Source organism: Rahnella sp. P4_A8 (genome assembly GCF_056402435.1).
Genome location: NZ_JBFUHK010000032.1, coordinates 1 through 18817, shown reverse-complemented (window position 1 = coordinate 18817; position 18817 = coordinate 1). Strand labels below are relative to the sequence as shown.

General features: G+C 52.7%; 11 protein-coding genes. 8 read left to right on the top strand and 3 right to left on the bottom strand.

The features are described 5' to 3' along the window. Positions 1-31: 31 nt before the first annotated feature. From cydC to trxB, 3 genes are all read right to left on the bottom strand, one after another. Positions 32-1753 carry a heme ABC transporter ATP-binding protein/permease CydC gene (gene cydC / locus AC1DUO_RS15815; protein ID WP_477987922.1) on the bottom strand — a complete coding sequence of 574 codons (1722 nt, stop codon included), beginning with the start codon at positions 1751-1753 and terminating at the stop codon, positions 32-34. A 2-nt stretch (positions 1754-1755) separates the two neighbouring features. Beyond that, entirely contained in the window at positions 1756-3522 is a 1767-nt protein-coding gene (cydD, locus tag AC1DUO_RS15810) for a heme ABC transporter permease/ATP-binding protein CydD (protein WP_013574773.1), read from the bottom strand. A gap of 148 nt (positions 3523-3670) precedes the next feature. Then, entirely contained in the window at positions 3671-4639 is a 969-nt protein-coding gene (trxB, locus tag AC1DUO_RS15805) for a thioredoxin-disulfide reductase (RefSeq protein WP_015689578.1), read from the bottom strand. Between the two features lie 732 nt (positions 4640-5371). Between trxB and lrp the strand changes: the two genes are divergently transcribed. The 8 genes from lrp to AC1DUO_RS15765 all read left to right on the top strand — a co-directional run bounded on the left by lrp (position 5372) and on the right by AC1DUO_RS15765 (position 18805). Beyond that, on the top strand, positions 5372-5866 hold the full coding sequence (gene lrp, locus AC1DUO_RS15800; protein ID WP_013574775.1) for a leucine-responsive transcriptional regulator Lrp: 495 nt from the start codon (positions 5372-5374) through the stop codon (positions 5864-5866). 120 nt (positions 5867-5986) lie between these two features. After that, positions 5987-9433 (top strand): DNA translocase FtsK 4TM domain-containing protein, encoded by a 3447-nt coding sequence (locus tag AC1DUO_RS15795; RefSeq protein WP_112198012.1) that lies wholly within the window; start codon positions 5987-5989, stop codon positions 9431-9433. 194 nt (positions 9434-9627) lie between these two features. Continuing rightward, positions 9628-10239, top strand: coding sequence for an outer membrane lipoprotein periplasmic chaperone LolA (lolA, locus tag AC1DUO_RS15790; protein WP_013574777.1), 612 nt, complete (start codon positions 9628-9630; stop codon positions 10237-10239). Positions 10240-10246: 7 nt separating this feature from the next. Then, positions 10247-11590 (top strand): replication-associated recombination protein A, encoded by a 1344-nt coding sequence (locus tag AC1DUO_RS15785; protein WP_013574778.1) that lies wholly within the window; start codon positions 10247-10249, stop codon positions 11588-11590. A 106-nt stretch (positions 11591-11696) separates the two neighbouring features. Then, positions 11697-12989 (top strand): serine--tRNA ligase, encoded by a 1293-nt coding sequence (serS, locus tag AC1DUO_RS15780; RefSeq protein WP_013574779.1) that lies wholly within the window; start codon positions 11697-11699, stop codon positions 12987-12989. 199 nt (positions 12990-13188) lie between these two features. Continuing rightward, on the top strand, positions 13189-15645 hold the full coding sequence (ynfE, locus tag AC1DUO_RS15775) for a selenate/tellurate reductase subunit YnfE (RefSeq protein WP_223510375.1): 2457 nt from the start codon (positions 13189-13191) through the stop codon (positions 15643-15645). 83 nt (positions 15646-15728) lie between these two features. Beyond that, positions 15729-18176, top strand: coding sequence for a dimethylsulfoxide reductase subunit A (dmsA, locus tag AC1DUO_RS15770; RefSeq protein WP_112198016.1), 2448 nt, complete (start codon positions 15729-15731; stop codon positions 18174-18176). 11 nt (positions 18177-18187) lie between these two features. Then, positions 18188-18805 carry a DMSO/selenate family reductase complex B subunit gene (locus AC1DUO_RS15765; RefSeq protein WP_013574782.1) on the top strand — a complete coding sequence of 206 codons (618 nt, stop codon included), beginning with the start codon at positions 18188-18190 and terminating at the stop codon, positions 18803-18805. The last annotated feature ends 12 nt before the right edge of the window (positions 18806-18817 follow it).

Below are 18817 nucleotides of genomic sequence, written 5' to 3'. Positions count from 1 at the left end.
CACGTCCGCCGTAAAACCACAAACAACCCCGTCAGGCGCGGGCAAGGAACCTTGCATAACGACTTTGTGCCGCGGCTAACGTCTGGTGATCGCCTTGTTCCACAATCTGCCCCTCTTCCATAACACATATCCTGTCGAGGGCTTCCAGACCGTGCAAACGGTGCGTCACTAAGAGTAGCGTCTTATTCTGACAATGCTTGTGCAGCAGTGCCAAAATGTGTTGTTCCGTTTCTGCATCCAGCCCTTCCGTGGGTTCATCCAGCAACCACAGTGGCGCGTCATGTAACAAAGCTCGCGCCAGCCCGATACGACGCTGTTCGCCGCCGGAAAGCTGACGTCCGCCTTCACCGAGCCAGGCATTCAGGCCTTCGTTTTCCAGCAGGACATGTAAATCAACTTGTTTCAGAGCATCGGCGATTTGTTCGTCGGTGCTCTGCGGCGATGCCATGCGCAGGTTTTCGCGCAGCGTGGTGTTAAAGACGTGCGCACGCTGGCTGACGACGGTGATCATTTTGCGCAGTGTCGCTTCATCATAATCAGCAACCGGATGACCGTTGATTTCCAACGCACCGTTGCTGATATCCCAGGCGCGAGTCAGCAGTTGCAGCAGGGTGGATTTGCCACAACCGGTCTGACCAAGCAGGGCGATGTGCTCACCGGCACGGACATCCAGATTGATATTTTTCAGCACCGGCAACGGTTGCCCCGGATAGGTGAAATTCACATTTTTCAGCGACAGACTAACCCGTTCACCGGCCAGCGGGCCCTGAGACGGGAAGGTCACATCTGCGGGCTGGTCGATGATCTGGCTGACGCGCTGAGCTGAGGCGATAACCTGCCCGAGATGCTGGAATGCGGCGGCTACAGGTCCCAGCGCTTCGAATGCCGCCAGCGGGGTGAAGACAAACAGTGCGATCAGTGCGCCCGGTTGCGGGAACTGGTTGATACCACCGGCAGCCAGCCATAGCATCAGTGTGACGGTCAGACCGGCCGCCGCGATCACCATTGCCTGAGACAGGCCCGTGAGTTTTGCCTGCTGCTGCTGGCGCAACATCCAACGCTGTTCGATATCATTGAGTTGCTGGCGGAACCGCGACTGAGCGCCGAAAACCACCAGTTCAGACTGCCCCTGTAACCACGATGTCAGTTGCATCCGGTAGTTACTGCGCAGCGCCGTCAGTTCACGTCCGGCAGGTTTTCCCGCGCGGTAGAAAATCACCGGCAGGAGCAGCATCAGCACCAGCATAATCGCGCCCAGCGTCAGCGCCAGTTTCACGTCGAGGAAGCTCAGGCCGAAGGTCACCAGAATGATCACCACCAGCGCACTCACCAGCRGAGAAATGACCCGCAGATATAAGTGATCGAGCGTATCGACATCGGCGACCAGGCGGTTAAGCAGGTCAGCCTGACGGAAATGTGCAATTCCCCCCGGTGACAGCGGCAGAATTTTTGTGAATGTAAACACCCGCAAATGCGCCAGCACACGGAAGGTCGCGTCGTGGCTGACCAGACGTTCAGCATAGCGGCCTGCGGTACGAAATATCGCAGCACCGCGCACACCGGCTGCGGGCAGCATATAGTTGAAGCTGTATAAACCGGCGACACCGGCCACTGCCGAGGCTGCCAGGAACCAGCCAGAGAGCGTCAGCAGGCCGATGCTCGCCAGTAAGGTGACGATGGCCAGAATAACACCCAGTGACAGACGGAACCCGTGGCGGCGGTACAGAGCAAGATAAGGCAGAAGGGTTTTCATCATTAAAGCTCCTTATTCCGCCGGGAAAGCAGACTGGCGAATAAACCGTTCTGAGTCACCAGTTGCGCGAAGGTGCCACGCTCAGCGATCAGGCCTTTCTCCATCACCCAGATTTCGTCATAGTCACGGGTATCTTCCAGTTGATGCGTTACAAGCAGTGAAGTCTGTGCTTTAGAGGCTTCGCTCAGCGCGCTCATCACACGTTTTTCGCTGTGCGCATCCAGGCTGGCGGTCGGCTCATCGAGCAGTAACAAACTGCATGGTGAGAGCAGGGCGCGGGCAACGGCGACGCGTTGCGCCTGTCCGATAGATAACCGCGCAGCACTGTCACCCAGTTCAGTTTCCAGCCCCAGCGGTAACAAGGGTAGAAATTCATTCACATACGCACGTTCAATGGCGGACTGAAGCTGTTCGTCACTGACCTCCGGCTGATTAAGCAGAATGTTGGCGCGCAGGGTAAGTTCGGGCAGATACGGGTTCTGGCCCACCCAGCTCAGCTGTTTACGCCATTCATCACTACGCAATGATTTCAGTTCAATACCGCTGGCAGTAAGGGAACCCTGGTAAGGCAGGAAGCCCAGCAGGGCGTTGAGCAGGGAGCTTTTCCCCGCGCCGCTCAGGCCGACAATCGCGATACGTTGTCCGGTCTGAATGCTAAACGTTAACGGACCGGCCAGCGTTTTGCCTTGCGGTGACTGAATAATGACGTCGCGGGCTGCCAGTGCCACTGTCTGCCCGGCTGGCCAGGGTTGCTCGCCGTCACCCATATCGGCACTTTCTGCGCTCAGAAACGTGACTAAACTTTCTGCTGCGCCGATGGCTTGCGCTTTGGCGTGGTAAAACGCGCCCAGATCACGCAGAGGCTGGAAAAACTCAGGGGCAAGTATCAGTACCAGAAAGCCAGCGAACAGGGTCACAGGCGTGCCGTAACTGCCAAAATTGAGTTCACCGAGATAGGAGAAGCCGAAGTAAACCGCGACAACGGCGATAGAAATAGAGGCGAAGAATTCGAGTACAGCGGAAGATAAAAAGGCCAGACGCAGAACGTCCATCGTGCGGGCGCGGAAGTTTTCAGTTGAACGCTTAATCTGGTCGATTTCCGCTGTGCCGCGATGGAAAAGGCGAAGCGTATCAAGACCGCGCAGGCTGTCGAGAAAATTCCCACTCAGACGCGCCAGCGCGACAAAGTTACGACGGTTCGCATCAGCGGCCCCCATACCGACCAGTGCCATAAACAGCGGGATCAGCGGCGCTGTCACCAGCAAAATAAGCCCGGCGGCCCAGTTAATCGGGAAAATACTGACCAGAATGAGGAGGGGAATAATACCTGCGAGAGCGATCTGCGGCAGATAACGGGAATAGTAATCCTGCATATCTTCGATTTGTTCAAGAATAATGCTGGCCCAACTGCCAGCCGGTTTTCCCTGGATCCAGGCAGGTCCCAGCTTCTCGAGACGATCCAGCACCAGCTTGCGCATTTCCTGACGGATAACACGTCCGCAAATAAAGCCCACCTGTTCACGCAGCCAGGTGACCACAGCGCGCAGAACAAACGTCAGCGCCATTAACAGGAAACTTTGCAGCAGGGCATCACGCGGTGTGTGGTCAATGATCAGGCTGTGCAGTAATCCGGCCATCAGCCAGGCTTGCGCGAGGATCAGCAAACCGGAAAGTAAACCCAGCATCATAGACAGACGGATCCAGCCTTTGGCGCGTGAGCTTTGTTGTTTTAACCAGCGGATAAGTTCTTGTTGTCGTGTTTTATTCATCAGGCATCAGTCTGTGCAGCAATCCGGATGGGAGGGCGCTCATGTTACATGCTTGGCTCAACACTGAAAACAATAAGGCGGCAATTAAGCCGCCTTATTCGTTACTCTTTGTATGGACTCTTGGTCCGATAACTAGCCGCAGGCGTAATTATAAATCCGGGGCTTGAGATAAACCGTCCAGATAGCGTTCTGCATCCAGTGCGGCCATACAACCGGTTCCGGCAGAAGTGATCGCCTGACGGTAGATATGATCCATAACATCGCCCGCTGCGAAGACGCCCGGAATACTGGTCTGGGTGGCGTTGCCATGAGAGCCGGACTGCACTTTGATGTAGCCATCTTTCAGTTCCAGCTGGCCTTCAAAAATGCCGGTATTCGGGCTGTGACCGATAGCAATGAACACGCCCGCCACATCCACTTGCGATTTCTCATCAGTGCGCACGTCGAGCAGGCTCGCGCCTGTCACACCCATCTGATCGCCGACCACTTCATTCAGGGTCTTATGGGTATGCAGAACGATATTGCCGCTGGCCACTTTGTCGTTCAGACGATCCACCAGAATTTTTTCCGCTCGGAAGTTGTCACGACGGTGAATCAGATGCACTTCAGAGGCAATATTGGCCAGATAAAGAGCTTCTTCAACAGCGGTGTTGCCACCGCCGACAACCGCGACTTTCTGGTTGCGATAGAAGAAGCCATCACAGGTTGCGCAGGCTGACACGCCGCGACCTTTAAAAGCTTCTTCAGAAGGCAGACCGATATAACGTGCTGAAGCGCCGGTTGCGATGATCAGCGCGTCACAGGTGTATTCACCGCTGTCACCAGTCAGGCGGAACGGACGGTTCTGCAAATCGACTTTGTTGATGTGGTCGAAAATGATCTCAGTATTAAATTTGGTGGCATGCTCATGCATACGTTCCATTAAGCCCGGACCGGTCAGACCCTCCGGATCGCCTGGCCAGTTTTCCACTTCGGTAGTGGTGGTCAGCTGACCGCCTTTTTCCACACCGGTAATTAATACCGGATTGAGGTTTGCACGCGCAGCATAAACCGCTGCGGTATAACCCGCCGGACCGGAACCCAAGATCAATAACTTACTGTGTTTAACCGTACTCATGCGTAATTCATCTCCGCGATGGCGACAAGCGATAAACCGATTGTAGGGAAAACGGCGCAGTAAAAAAAGTAAACTCAGATGTTGTTAACGATTTGTCTGATAGTTTTTACTGCGTAACCCGCGTAAAAAGGATTTCGCCAATATTGATGAGGCAGATAACTGTTTGATGGATAGGATGAAAAACCAGCATTCCGGCGACCGATCGTTGTGAACGTTGTTCATCAGAACGCGTTAATTTAGCCACAATTCAGGATTGTTTGTAGGGATTTGGCCGAAATAATGGGTGAGATGCGTTGTTATTGTTCATAGATAAAAGACAGCTAAAAAGGGGGCGTCCGCTTTTCAATCTGGCACGTTCTTCTGATTTTGCTTCTTTTACTTTGACAATCCGCTGTGCATTTGCGAAAACATCAGGGGAAGAAGAAATTAACTGCCTGTCTGTGACTTGAATTTATGCAATTGGCTGCTACGGACCCGTCCTGGTATTGCTTTTTGGTTTTTATGTTGCAGCAGGGTTTAGTGAATCAGGTTGGTGGTTTTCAATCTATTAATTTCACAAGGTTATTTCTTTTGAGTATCCGTTTTATGGCCGTGTTCCTTTTGACAGGGGATCAACGCGGCTTTTGGATGCGTAAACCTTAATCATCGGGTCTTCGCTTGGGACAACCCTTAGACATTGAAGTTGGCTGGGGTATGGCAGGTGCAGGGAAGGACAGCAGAGAGACAATAATAATGGTAGACAACAAAAAACGTCCGGGAAAAGATCTCGACCGTATTGACCGTAACATCCTCAACGAATTGCAAAAGGATGGCCGGATTTCAAACGTCGAGCTTTCCAAACGTGTGGGATTATCTCCAACTCCATGTCTGGAGCGCGTTCGTCGTCTTGAACGTCAGGGCTTCATCAATGGTTATACTGCATTGCTCAACCCGCATTATCTGGACGCATCGTTGCTGGTATTTGTTGAGATTACCCTCAATCGCGGCGCCCCGGATGTGTTTGAACAGTTCAATGCGGCAGTACAAAAACTCGAAGATATTCAGGAGTGTCATCTGGTTTCAGGGGACTTCGACTACCTGTTGAAAACCCGCGTACCTGATATGTCTGCTTACCGTAAGCTGTTAGGTGAGACTTTACTTCGTCTGCCAGGTGTTAACGACACCCGCACCTACGTGGTGATGGAAGAAGTGAAACAGACAAATCGCCTGGTCATTAAGACCCGGTAATTGTTCTGGTGCAAAACCTTGTCATTTTAGCTACACTCCTGTGTATCTATACAGCTATGGCGCCGGGGAGTCTCGGCGCTGTTGCTTTTTCTCAGTTCACAGGAACCTGGAGAGCCTTTCTTGAGCCAGGAATATACAGAAGATAAAGAAGTTACCCTGAAAAAACTGAGCAATGGCCGCCGTCTTCTGGAGGCTTTGCTGGTTGTGGTAGCGATTTTTGCTGCTTATTTAATGGCGGCATTGGTGAGTTTTAACCCCTCTGATCCAAGCTGGTCTCAGACAGCCTGGCATGGGCCAATTCATAACTGGGGCGGTGGTGTAGGTGCATGGATGGCCGACACGCTGTTCTTCATCTTTGGCGTATTTGGTTACGCTATTCCACCTATTATTCTGTGTCTCTGCTGGGCGGCTTTCCGTCAGCGGGATAAACAGGATTTCGTCGATTATTTTGCCCTTTCGCTGCGCCTTATTGGCACGCTGGCGCTCATTGTCACGTCTTGTGGTCTTGCAGCCGTCAACGTTGATGACCTGTATTACTTCGCTTCCGGCGGTGTAATCGGCAGTTTGCTCAGTACCGCGATGACACCTTACTTTAATAATGTGGGGGCGACTCTGGTGCTGTTATGCGTCTGGGCTGCTGGCCTGACCTTATTTACCGGCTGGTCCTGGTTGACGATCGCCGAAAAGATCGGTGGTGCCGTGCTGGGTGTAACGAATATCGTGACCAACCGGTCCCGTCGTGACGATGATTATGATTACGACGAGGAGGACGCTCCGCTACTGGAAGACGATGACGCAAAACCGGCTGCTAAAGTCGCGCCGGCCGTCGCTGCTGCAGCGGCTCCTGCAACTGCCGCCGCTTCCGAAGCTGATGAAGATGACGTGCTGTTCTCTGCGCCTTCGGTGAATGAACCTGTGGCGCAGGCCTCTTCTGAGGCTACCGCACCTGCTGCGAGCGCGGCTGTTGCTGAACCGGTACAGGCAGCGGATCCTTATGCTGCTGAGCCGCCGGTTGCTAATATTTCACCGCAGCCAGCACCGGCAACGGCCATTCCGCCGTTATACAATTTCGAGATCCCGGAAGAAACACCAGTTCCGCGCCATCCGCAGCCCGTTCAGCAATCGCCTTCACCAGCGCCAGTTGAGCGCAGAGAGGAAGATGGTCCGAGTCTGGGCAACTGGCAAACTGCCGTGGAGCATTCCCGTTCTCCGTTTGATTTCAGTTCAGCAGTGCCTGATGCCGCTCAGGCGGCCAGCGTGGCGGCCACCGCAGCACTGGCGACCGGCCTTGCACAGGCAGGGCAGTCCACGGCATCTTCCGCTGGTAACACCTTTATGCCAGCCTTCAGTGCTGTGAGCGATGAAAATCCACAGGTGAAAAAAGGCTTTGGCCCTGAGTTGCCGCGTCCTAATCCGGTGCGTATACCTACACGCCGTGAGCTGGCCTCGTATGGCATCAAGCTGCCTTCTCAGCGTATGGCAGAACAGCAGGAACAGGCACAGTCTGCGACGCATAGCGATCCACAGATCCAGGCAGACGTAGAAGCGCTACAGGAAGCAGCATTGCAGCAGGCGTTTGCCGCTCAGCAACAAGAGCGCTATGGCGATGCGGTCACTGAAAATGAACCTGATGAAGAAACTGCCTTGCAGGAAGCCGAATTGCGCAATGCGTTTGCTGCGCGTGAGCAGGCCCGCTATCAGCAGGATGTCGAACCGCTAAGCGGCGTGGTACAGCATCATCATTCACAAAATCAGCAGACTGAATTACCGGCTGTTGCTGATGATTTTGCCGCTGCAGCCATGAAACTCAGCCAGCATGATGCGTTCAGCTTCTCACCAATGGCTGACCTGGTGGACGATACGCCTTCTGAACCGCTGTTTACATTGCCGGCACAAGCGGAAGAAGAACCGCAGGCTGCAACGTTTGCACAACAACCTTATCAGCGCGCTACGTCTTCTGAGCCCGTACAGCATGCGCAGGAATATGAGGCTCCACGACAGTCTTCGCCATCGGCGCAGCCTGATATGGATAGCCTGATCCATCCGTTCCTTATGCGTAATGAACAGCCGCTGGTGAAACCGACCACACCGCTGCCATCACTGGATTTGCTGACCTCACCGCCGGCTGAAGCTGAGCCTGTGGATGAGTTCGCGCTGGAACAGATGGGAAATCTGATCGAAGCGCGTCTGAATGATTACCGCATTAAAGCCGATGTCGTGGGGAAATTGCCGGGGCCGGTAATTACCCGTTTCGAACTGGATCTGGCGCCGGGCGTGAAAGCTGCACGTATTTCTAACCTTTCGCGTGACCTTGCCCGTTCATTGTCTGCGGTTGCGGTGCGTGTTGTAGAAGTGATCCCGGGCAAACCGTATGTCGGCCTGGAATTACCAAACAAGAAGCGCCAGACGGTATATCTGCGCGAAGTGCTGGACTGTGCGAAATTTAAAGAAAGTACGTCGCCGCTGACAATTGTGCTGGGTAAAGATATTTCAGGTGAGCCGGTTATCGCCGATCTGGCGAAAATGCCTCACTTGCTGGTGGCCGGTACGACCGGTTCCGGTAAGTCCGTCGGCGTTAACGCCATGATCCTGAGTATGCTGTACAAGTCTAAACCTGAAGATGTGCGCTTCATTATGATCGACCCGAAAATGCTCGAATTGTCGGTGTATGAAGGTATTCCACATCTGCTGACCGAAGTCGTTACTGACATGAAAGATGCAGCCAATGCGCTGCGCTGGTGTGTCGGTGAAATGGAACGTCGCTATAAACTGATGTCGGCGCTGGGTGTGCGTAACCTTGCCGGTTACAATGAACGTGTTCTGGAAGCGGAGGCGATGGGACGTCCCATTCCTGATCCGTTCTGGAAGCCGGGCGATGGCATGGCTGCTGAGCCGCCGTATCTGCAGAAAGAACCGTTTATCGTGGTGCTGGTCGATGAGTTTGCTGACCTGATGATGACCGTCGGTAAAAAAGTTGAAGAGCTGATTGCGCGCCTGGCCCAGAAAGCCCGTGCGGCAGGTATTCACCTGGTTCTGGCGACCCAGCGTCCTTCTGTCGATGTTATTACCGGTCTGATTAAAGCCAACATTCCGACCCGTATTGCCTTTACAGTTTCGAGTAAAATTGACTCCCGCACCATTCTGGATCAGGGCGGCGCAGAATCACTGCTGGGGATGGGGGACATGCTGTATATGGCACCAAACTCCTCGATTCCGGTGCGTGTTCACGGTGCTTTTGTCCGCGATCAGGAAGTGCATGCGGTGGTTCAGGACTGGAAAGCGCGCGGTCGTCCGAAATACATCGAAAGCATTGTTTCCGGTGGTGAAGATGGTGAGGGTGGCGGTTTAGGGCTGGACGGTGATGAAGAGCTCGATGCGCTGTTTGATCAGGCGGTTGCGTTCGTAGTCGATAAACGCCGTGCGTCGATTTCGGGTGTTCAGCGTCAGTTCCGTATCGGTTACAACCGTGCGGCGCGCATTGTTGAGCAAATGGAAGCGCAGGGCATTGTCAGTACTCCGGGTCATAACGGTAACCGCGAAGTGTTGGCACCACCGTCACACGAGTAAACCCAGCCGGTTTGCCTGCATTTGTTAAGAAGGGTCGCGAATGCGACCCTTGTGCAAAGATGCGTAAAACTATTGTTTTTCAGATGAATGAGCTACCGCCGGGGCGCTGCCTCGGATAGAGTTCGCACCATACGTCTTTTGCCTGTGTAAAAGGCATCGTCTGAAGTTTATGGATTTCTGAGGTAAGTATAAGAATGAAAAAATTGTTAATGGTAGGGTGTTTACTGACCGCATTTACCTCTGCTTCCGTTTTAGCGGATGCCAGCAGTGATCTCAAATCTCGTCTGGGTAAGCTCAATACTTTCCATGCCAGCTTCACGCAGACGGTAACCAGCGATGATGGTGCAGCCGTTCAGCAGGGCGAAGGTCAGTTGTGGGTGAAACGTCCAAACCTGTTTAACTGGCATATGACTACGCCGGATGAGAGCATTTTAGTTTCCGACGGTAAAACCCTATGGTTCTATAACCCGTTCGTTGAACAAGTCACGGCAACCTGGCTTAAAAATGCCACCGGCAACACGCCGTTCATGCTGATCACGCGTAATGATAGCAGTGACTGGGCAAAATATAACGTGAAACAGAAAGGCGATGACTTTGAATTAACGCCGAAAGCTGCGACCGGTAATCTGAAACAATTTGCGATCAACGTGACCCCTTCAGGCACTATCAAAAGCTTCACTGCCGTTGAACAGGACGGGCAGAAAAGTGCTTATACCCTGAAAGGTGAGCAAAATGCGTCTGTTGATGATGCCAAGTTTAAATTTACTCCGCCGCAGGGTGTGACGGTGGACGACCAGCGTCAGTGAGGTTAGTTTGAGTAATCTGTCACTCGATTTTTCCCAAAATGAATTCCAGCCACTGGCCGCCAGAATGCGGCCAGTCACTCTTGCAGAATATATCGGACAGCAGCATCTGTTAGCGCCGGGCAAACCTCTGCCGCGGGCCATTGAAGCAGGGCAATTGCATTCGATGATTTTGTGGGGGCCGCCGGGTACCGGGAAAACGACGCTGGCAGAACTGATTGGCCGGTATGCAAACGCCGATGTTGAGCGCATATCTGCGGTCACATCCGGTGTTAAAGATATTCGGGAAGCGATTGAGCGAGCCCGGCAGAATCGCGATGCCGGGCGTCGTACCATTTTGTTCGTTGATGAAGTCCATCGATTTAACAAAAGTCAGCAGGACGCTTTCCTGCCGCACATTGAAGATGGCACCATTACATTTATTGGTGCGACCACCGAAAACCCTTCTTTCGAACTCAATTCCGCATTGCTGTCTCGCGCTCGTGTGTATTTACTTAAATCACTGACGGCTGAAGATATCGAGAAAGTGATTGATCAGGCACTGAGCAATTCTGAGCGCGGTTACGCCAATGAGAAAATCCGTGTTCCGCCGGAAACCCGCCGGATGCTTTCGGAGCTGGTGAATGGCGACGCGCGCCGGGCGCTGAACAGTATTGAAATGATGGCCGATATGGCGGAAATCGACGCCAATGGTTACAGGACACTCACGCCGGAATTACTCACTGAGATTGCCGGTGAACGCAGTGCGCGCTTCGACAATAAAGGCGATCGTTTTTACGATTTAATCTCTGCATTGCATAAATCAGTGCGGGGTTCTTCGCCTGATGCGGCACTTTACTGGTATGCCCGAATCATCACCGCCGGTGGTGATCCGTTGTATGTCGCCCGACGTTTGTTGGCGATTGCTTCAGAAGATGTCGGGAATGCCGATCCACGGGGCATGCAGGTGGCGCTCGCTGCCTGGGATTGTTTTACCCGTGTTGGCCCGGCTGAAGGTGAGCGTGCGATTGCCCAGGCGATTGTGTATCTGGCCTGTGCACCGAAAAGTAATGCTGTATACACCGCATTCAAATCTGCCATGCGTGATGCACGCGAAATGGCAGATTTTGATGTGCCGGAACATTTGCGTAATGCGCCTACCAAACTGATGAAAGAAATGGGGCTTGGTGCTGAGTATCGTTATGCGCATGACGAACCGAATGCATATGCGGCGGGAGAGGATTATTTCCCGCCTGAAATGGCCCGTACGCAGTATTATTACCCGACATCACGCGGGCTTGAAGGCAAGATCGGCGAAAAGTTGGCATGGCTTGCCGAACAAGATCAAAATAGCCCGACAAAACGCTACCGCTAATTTTATCGTTGCGGTAAGGTTACCGTGATAACTCTTTGACACGCTGCCATTTCAGACAGCGTGCATCATCAAATTAACATTCAATAACGACACGTACAGGATTAGCATGCTGGATCCCAATCTGCTGCGTAATGAGCTAGACGCAGTTGCAGAAAAACTCGCTCGCAGAGGTTTTAAACTCGATGTGGAAACGCTGCGTTCTCAGGAAGAACGCCGCAAAGTCTTGCAGGTAGAAACGGAAACTCTACAGGCTGAACGTAACTCCCGATCGAAATCTATCGGTCAGGCAAAAGCCCGTGGCGAAGACATCGAACCCCTGCGTCTGGAAGTGAATACGCTGGGTGAGAAGCTGGATGCAGCGAAAGCTGAACTGGATGCATTGCAAAATGACATCCGCGATATCGCTTCTGCTATTCCAAACATGCCTGATGACTCCGTGCCTGCCGGTAAAGATGAGAACGATAACCAGGAAGTGAGCCGCTGGGGCACGCCGCGTCAGTACGATTTCACCGTGCGCGATCACGTATCGCTGGGCGAAATGGCTGGCGGCCTGGATTTTGCCGCTGCCGTTAAACTGACGGGTGCGCGTTTTGTCGTGATGAAAGGGCAAATCGCCCGTATGCATCGCGCGCTGTCGCAGTTCATGCTCGATCTGCACACAGAGCAACACGGTTATCTGGAAACCTATGTTCCCTATCTGGTCAATCAGGAAACGTTGTACGGTACCGGTCAGTTGCCTAAGTTTGGCGAAGACCTGTTCCATACCAAACCCCTGGATGAAGAGGCGGGCAGCAGTAACTATGCGCTGATCCCGACGGCGGAAGTGCCGCTGACCAACCTGACCCGTGATGAAATTCTTGAAGAAGAATCTCTGCCACTGAAGATGACAGCGCATACGCCATGTTTCCGTTCAGAAGCCGGTTCGTATGGTCGTGATACCCGTGGTCTGATCCGCATGCACCAGTTTGACAAAGTTGAGATGGTGCAAATCGTTCGTCCTGAAGATTCAATGGACGCACTGGAAGAACTGACCGGCCATGCAGAAAAGGTGCTTCAACTGCTGAATTTGCCATACCGCAAAGTTTTGTTGTGTACCGGCGATATGGGCTTTGGCTCTTGCAAAACCTACGATCTGGAAGTTTGGTTGCCAGCGCAGGATACATACCGTGAAATCTCCTCATGCTCCAACATGGGTGATTTCCAGGCCCGTCGTATGCAGGCGCGTTGCCGCAACAAAACCGATAAAAAACCACGTCTGGTTCATACCCTGAATGGTTCTGGTTTGGCTGTAGGCCGTACACTGGTCGCCGTGCTGGAAAACTACCAACAAGCTGATGGCCGTATCGAAGTGCCGGAAGTATTACGTCCGTACATGGGCGGTTTAGAATATATCGGTTAATCCCGTTATATCTGCACTAACATAGCGAAAAGCGCCTTAGGGCGCTTTTTTTTATGCATGAAATCATGCGTTACGTTACGAATTCCGTATTTCTTTCTCTTCAACCCCGCCTTTTTTGATAGCAGACAAGGTTTCGTACCCCCTAATAAGTAGTATCCATGCTGTTTGAGTGGGTATTGCCTCATTACCGGAGCGAAAAATGTCGGAAATCAAATCAGAAATCACCACGCTAAAAAGTGGTATCAGCCGCCGGACACTGATCAAAACATCAACGCTGGCAGGGCTGGCCGTTGCTGCGGATGGCGTATCCCTTCCTTTTAGCCGTAAAGCACTGGCCCAGGGAGTGGGTGAGGCGAAGCATTTAGTCTCCGAAGATAAAGTGGTGTGGGGCGCCTGTTCAGTCAACTGCGGTAGCCGTTGTGCGTTACGTTTGCATGTACGTGATGATGAGGTGTACTGGGTCGAAACAGACAATACCGGGCAGGATATTTACGGTGATCACCAGGTGCGCGCCTGCCTGCGCGGGCGTTCTATCCGCCGCCGCATGAATCATCCGGAGCGCCTGAATTATCCGATGAAGCGCGTCGGCAAGCGCGGTGAAGGTAAGTTTAAACGCATTAGCTGGGAAGAGGCGTTCGATGAAATTGCCAATAACCTGAAGCGTATTGTCGCGAAATACGGCAATGAAGCGGTATATATCAATTACACGTCCGGCATTGTAGGCGGCAACATCACCCGTTCTTCTCCTTACGCTTCGCTGGTTGCCCGCCTGATGAACTGCTATGGCGGTTTTCTCAGTCATTACGGCACTTACAGTACCGCGCAAATCGCCTGCGCCATGCCATACACGTATGGCAGTAACGAGGGCAACAGTACGTCAGATATTGAAAACAGCAAGCTGGTCGTCCTGTTCGGTAACAATCCGGCTGAAACGCGCATGAGTGGCGGCGGCATCACCTATTACCTCGAACAGGCACGCCAGCGTTCCAATGCCCGTATGATCGTGATCGACCCGCGTTATACGGATACTGCTGCAGGTCGGGAAGACGAGTGGATCCCTATTCGTCCGGGGACGGATGCCGCACTGGTGGCTGGCCTTGCGCATGTGCTGATCACTGAGAACATGGTCGACCAACCCTTCCTTGATTCGTATTGTGTGGGCTACGACGAAAAAACCCTGCCTGCGGACGCAACGGCCAACAGTCATTACAAAGCCTATATTCTCGGCCTGGGCGAAGATGCGACGGCAAAGACACCTGAATGGGCGTCCCGCATTACCGGTATTCCGGCCAATCGTATTGTCAAACTGGCCCGCGAAATCGGTCAGGCAAAACCCGCCTATATCTCTCAGGGCTGGGGTCCACAGCGTCAGGCCAACGGTGAACTGACGTCCCGAGCCATCGCTATGTTGCCGATTTTAACCGGCAATGTTGGCATTAATGGCGGCAATAGTGGCGCACGTGAATCCACTTATACCATCACCATTGAACGCATGCCCGTGCTGGAAAATCCGGTCAAAACACAGATTTCCTGTTTTAGCTGGACTGATGCCATTGCCCGTGGCCCGCAGATGACTGCCACGAAAGATGGCGTGCGCGGCAAAGACAAACTGGATGTGCCGATCAAATTCATCTGGAACTATGCCGGTAATACCATCACCAACCAGCATTCCGACATCAATAAAACCCACGATATTCTGCAGGATGACACGCAGTGCGAGATGATCGTCGTGCTGGAAAACTTCATGACCTCCTCGGCGAAGTACGCCGACATCCTGCTGCCTGACCTTATGACCGTCGAGCAGGAAGATATTATTCCAAATGACTACGCCGGAAATATGGGGTATCTGATTTTCATCCAGCCCGCAACGTCCGCTAAGTTCGAACGTAAAGGCATCTACGAGATGATGAGCGAAGTCGCGCGTCGTCTTGGCCCGGATGTTTATAACAAGTTCACCGAAGGCCGTACCCAGCGGGAGTGGTTGCAATATCTGTATGCCAAAATGCTGGCGAAAGACCCGGCATTGCCTGCTTATGAAGAACTACGGCTAATGGGGATATATAAGCGTAAGGATCCTGCCGGGCATTTTGTGGCTTATAAAAAATTCCGTCAGGATCCCCAGGCCAATCCGCTGAAAACACCTTCCGGTAAAATCGAAATTTACTCCTCTGCTCTGGCGAAAATTGCCGGCGAATGGGAGCTGAAAAAAGATGAAACCATTAGTCCGCTGCCGGTATATGCCTCAACCTTTGAAGGCTGGGACGATCCGAAACGTAGCCAGTTTCCGTTGCAGATGTTCGGCTTCCACTACAAAGCCCGCACCCATTCCACATACGGCAATATCGATGTTTTGCAGGCGTCCTGCCGGCAGGAAGTCTGGATTAACCCGATCGATGCCAAAACCCGTGGCATTGAAAACGGTGACAAAGTGAAAGTCTTTAATGACCGCGGTGAAGTGCGTGTAGCGGCAAAAGTCACCCCGCGCATCATACCCGGCGTTGTGGCTATGGGGCAGGGCGCATGGCATCAGGCCAATATGGGTGGTGACCGTATTGACCATGGTGCCTGTATGAACACGCTGACAACCCAACGCCCCTCACCGTTAGCGAAGGGTAATCCTCAGCATACAAATTTGATTCAAATAGAAAAAGTCTAAAGAAGCCACGAGCCACGAGCCAGGGCCCGATGACAGGGTTGTTAAATTTTCGTCCTTCAGATAAGGGCGTTACGGAGTAAGCAATGTCAGATTCAAACAGTAATAAAACCGATTCAGGCGGTGGGATCAGCCGCCGTGACCTGGTTAAGGGAACCACACTCGCCGGTATAGCAGCCGCAGTTGGCGGCATATCGTTGCCGTTCAAATCAATACGTGCGGAAAAGCTACAGGCCCCGGCCAAATCTACAGATGAGAAAATCGTCTGGAGTGCCTGTACTGTTAACTGCGGCAGCCGCTGTCCGTTGCGAATGCACGTCGTTGATAACGAGATCCGCTATGTCGAGACCGACAATACCGGTAATGACAATTATGAAGGACTGCATCAGGTTCGTGCCTGTCTGCGCGGGCGCTCAATGCGTCGTCGTGTTTATAACCCGGACCGTCTGAAGTATCCGATGAAACGCGTGGGCAAACGTGGTGAAGGGAAATTCAAGCCTATCAGCTGGGACGAAGCCTTTGACACCCTGGCGGGCAGCCTTAAAGACATTATTCATCGCTATGGCAATGAAGCGATTTATCTGAATTACGGCACAGGTACGCTGGGTGGCACGATGACGCGTTCATGGCCGCCAGGCAAGACACTGATCGCTCGTCTGATGAACTGCTGCGGTGGTTATCTGAATCATTATGGCGACTACAGTTCAGCGCAAATTGCAGCGGGTCTTAATTATACCTATGGCGGCTGGGCGGACGGCAACAGCCCGTCTGATATCGAAAACAGCAAACTGGTGGTGCTGTTCGGCAATAACCCGGGTGAAACCCGTATGAGCGGTGGCGGGGTGACATATTACCTCGAACAGGCTCGCCAGCGTTCGAACGCCCGTATGATCATTGTGGATCCGCGCTATACCGATACCGGTGCCGGACGCGAAGACGAATGGGTGCCGATCCGTCCGGGTACTGATGGCGCGCTGGCAGCGGCGCTGGCGCACGTCATGATCACTGAAAATCTGGTTGATCAGCCATTCCTCGATAAGTATTGCGTCGGGTATGACGAAAAGACCTTACCGGCGGGTGTGCCTGAGAATGCGCATTACAAGGCTTATATTCTCGGCAAAGGGCCAGACGGTGTAGCGAAAACGCCTGAATGGGCGGCAAAAATCACGGGCATCTCCGTGGATAAAATCGTCAAGCTGGGACGTGAAATCGGACAGGCAAAACCAGCATTTATCACGCAGGGTTGGGGCCCGCAGCGTCACGCTAACGGAGAAATTGCAACCCGTGCAATTGCGATGCTGGCGATCCTTACTGGCAACGTGGGCGTTAACGGTGGCAATTCCGGTGCCCGCGAAGGTTCCTACGAGATCCCGTTTGTACGTATGCCGACGCTGGAAAATCCGGTTCAGACCAGTATTTCTATGTTCCTGTGGACGGATGCGATTGTGCGTGGCCCGCAGATGACCGCCATGAAAGATGGCGTGCGCGGCAAGGATAAACTTGATGTGCCCATTAAGTTTATCTGGAACTACGCTGGTAACTGTTTGATCAATCAGCATTCAGATATTAACCGCACCCATGACATTCTGCAGGATGACAAACAGTGTGAAATGATTGTGGTGATTGATAACCACATGACCTCGTCAGCAAAATACGCAGATATTATCCTGCCAGACTGCACGGCCTCTGAGCAGATGGATTTCTGTCTCGATGCCTCGTGCGGCAACATGGATTATGTGATTTTTGCCGATCAGGCGATTACGCCACGTTTCCAGTGCAAGAACATCTATGAAATGACCAGCGAGCTTTCCCGCCGCATGGGGGTAGAGCAGCAGTTCACCGAAGGCCGTACGCAGGAAGAATGGTTGCGTCATCTGTATCAGCAGTCACGTGAAGCGCTGCCAGAACTGCCAGATTTCGAGACCTTCCGCAAACAGGGCATATTCAAAAAACGTGACCCCGACCAGCATCATGTGGCTTACAAAGCATTCCGTGAAAATCCTGCGGCCAATCCGCTGAGTACGCCGTCCGGTAAAATCGAAATTTACTCTGCTGAACTGGCCAAGATTGCGGCTGAATGGGAACTCTCTAAAGAGGACGTTATTGATCCATTACCGGTGTATGCCGCCGGTTTCGAAAACTATGACGACCCGCTGGCCAGTAAATATCCGTTACAGATGACGGGTTTCCACTACAAAGCGCGTACCCACTCCACTTACGGCAATGTTGATGTACTGAAAGCAGCCTGTCGCCAGGAAATGTGGATCAATCCGATGGATGCCGCACAGCGTGGTATCACCAACGGCGACATGATCCGCATCTTTAACGATCGCGGGGAAGTGCATATAGCCGCCAAAGTGACACCGCGCATGATGCCGGGCGTTGTCGCACTTGGCGAAGGTGCCTGGTATTCCCCTGACAGCAAAAAAATCGACCGTGCGGGCAGCATTAATGTACTGACTTCTCAAAGACCTTCACCGCTGGCGAAAGGTAACCCCTCTCATACCAACCTTGTGCAAGTGGCTAAGGTTTAACGGAGTAAATCATGACAACTCAATATGGTTTTTATATTGACTCAAGCCGCTGCACAGGGTGCAAAACCTGTGAACTGGCATGCAAGGACTTCAAAAATTTAACCCCGGACGTGAGTTTCCGCCGTATCTATGAATATGCTGGCGGCGACTGGCAAAAAGACGGAGATGGCTGGCATCAGAATGTCTTCGCCTATTATTTGTCAATTTCCTGTAACCATTGTGCGGATCCCGCCTGCACCAAGGTCTGTCCGAGTGGCGCGATGCATAAGCGTGAAGACGGTTTTGTGGTCGTAAACGAAGATATCTGTATTGGCTGTCGTTATTGCCATATGGCGTGTCCGTATGGCGCGCCGCAATACAATGAAGCCAAAGGTCACATGACCAAATGTGACGGATGCTACGAACGCATTGCTGAAGGTAAAAAACCGATTTGTGTTGAATCCTGCCCGCTGCGTGCGTTGGATATGGCGCCAATCGAAGAACTGCGTGCGAAATACGGTGAACTGGCTGAAGTGGCACCGTTGCCGGCTTCACATTTCACTCACCCAAATATCGTCATTAAACCCAATGCGAATTGCCGTCCTGTAGGCGATACCACGGGTTATCTGGCTAACCCGAAGGAGGTTTGAGATGGGAAACGG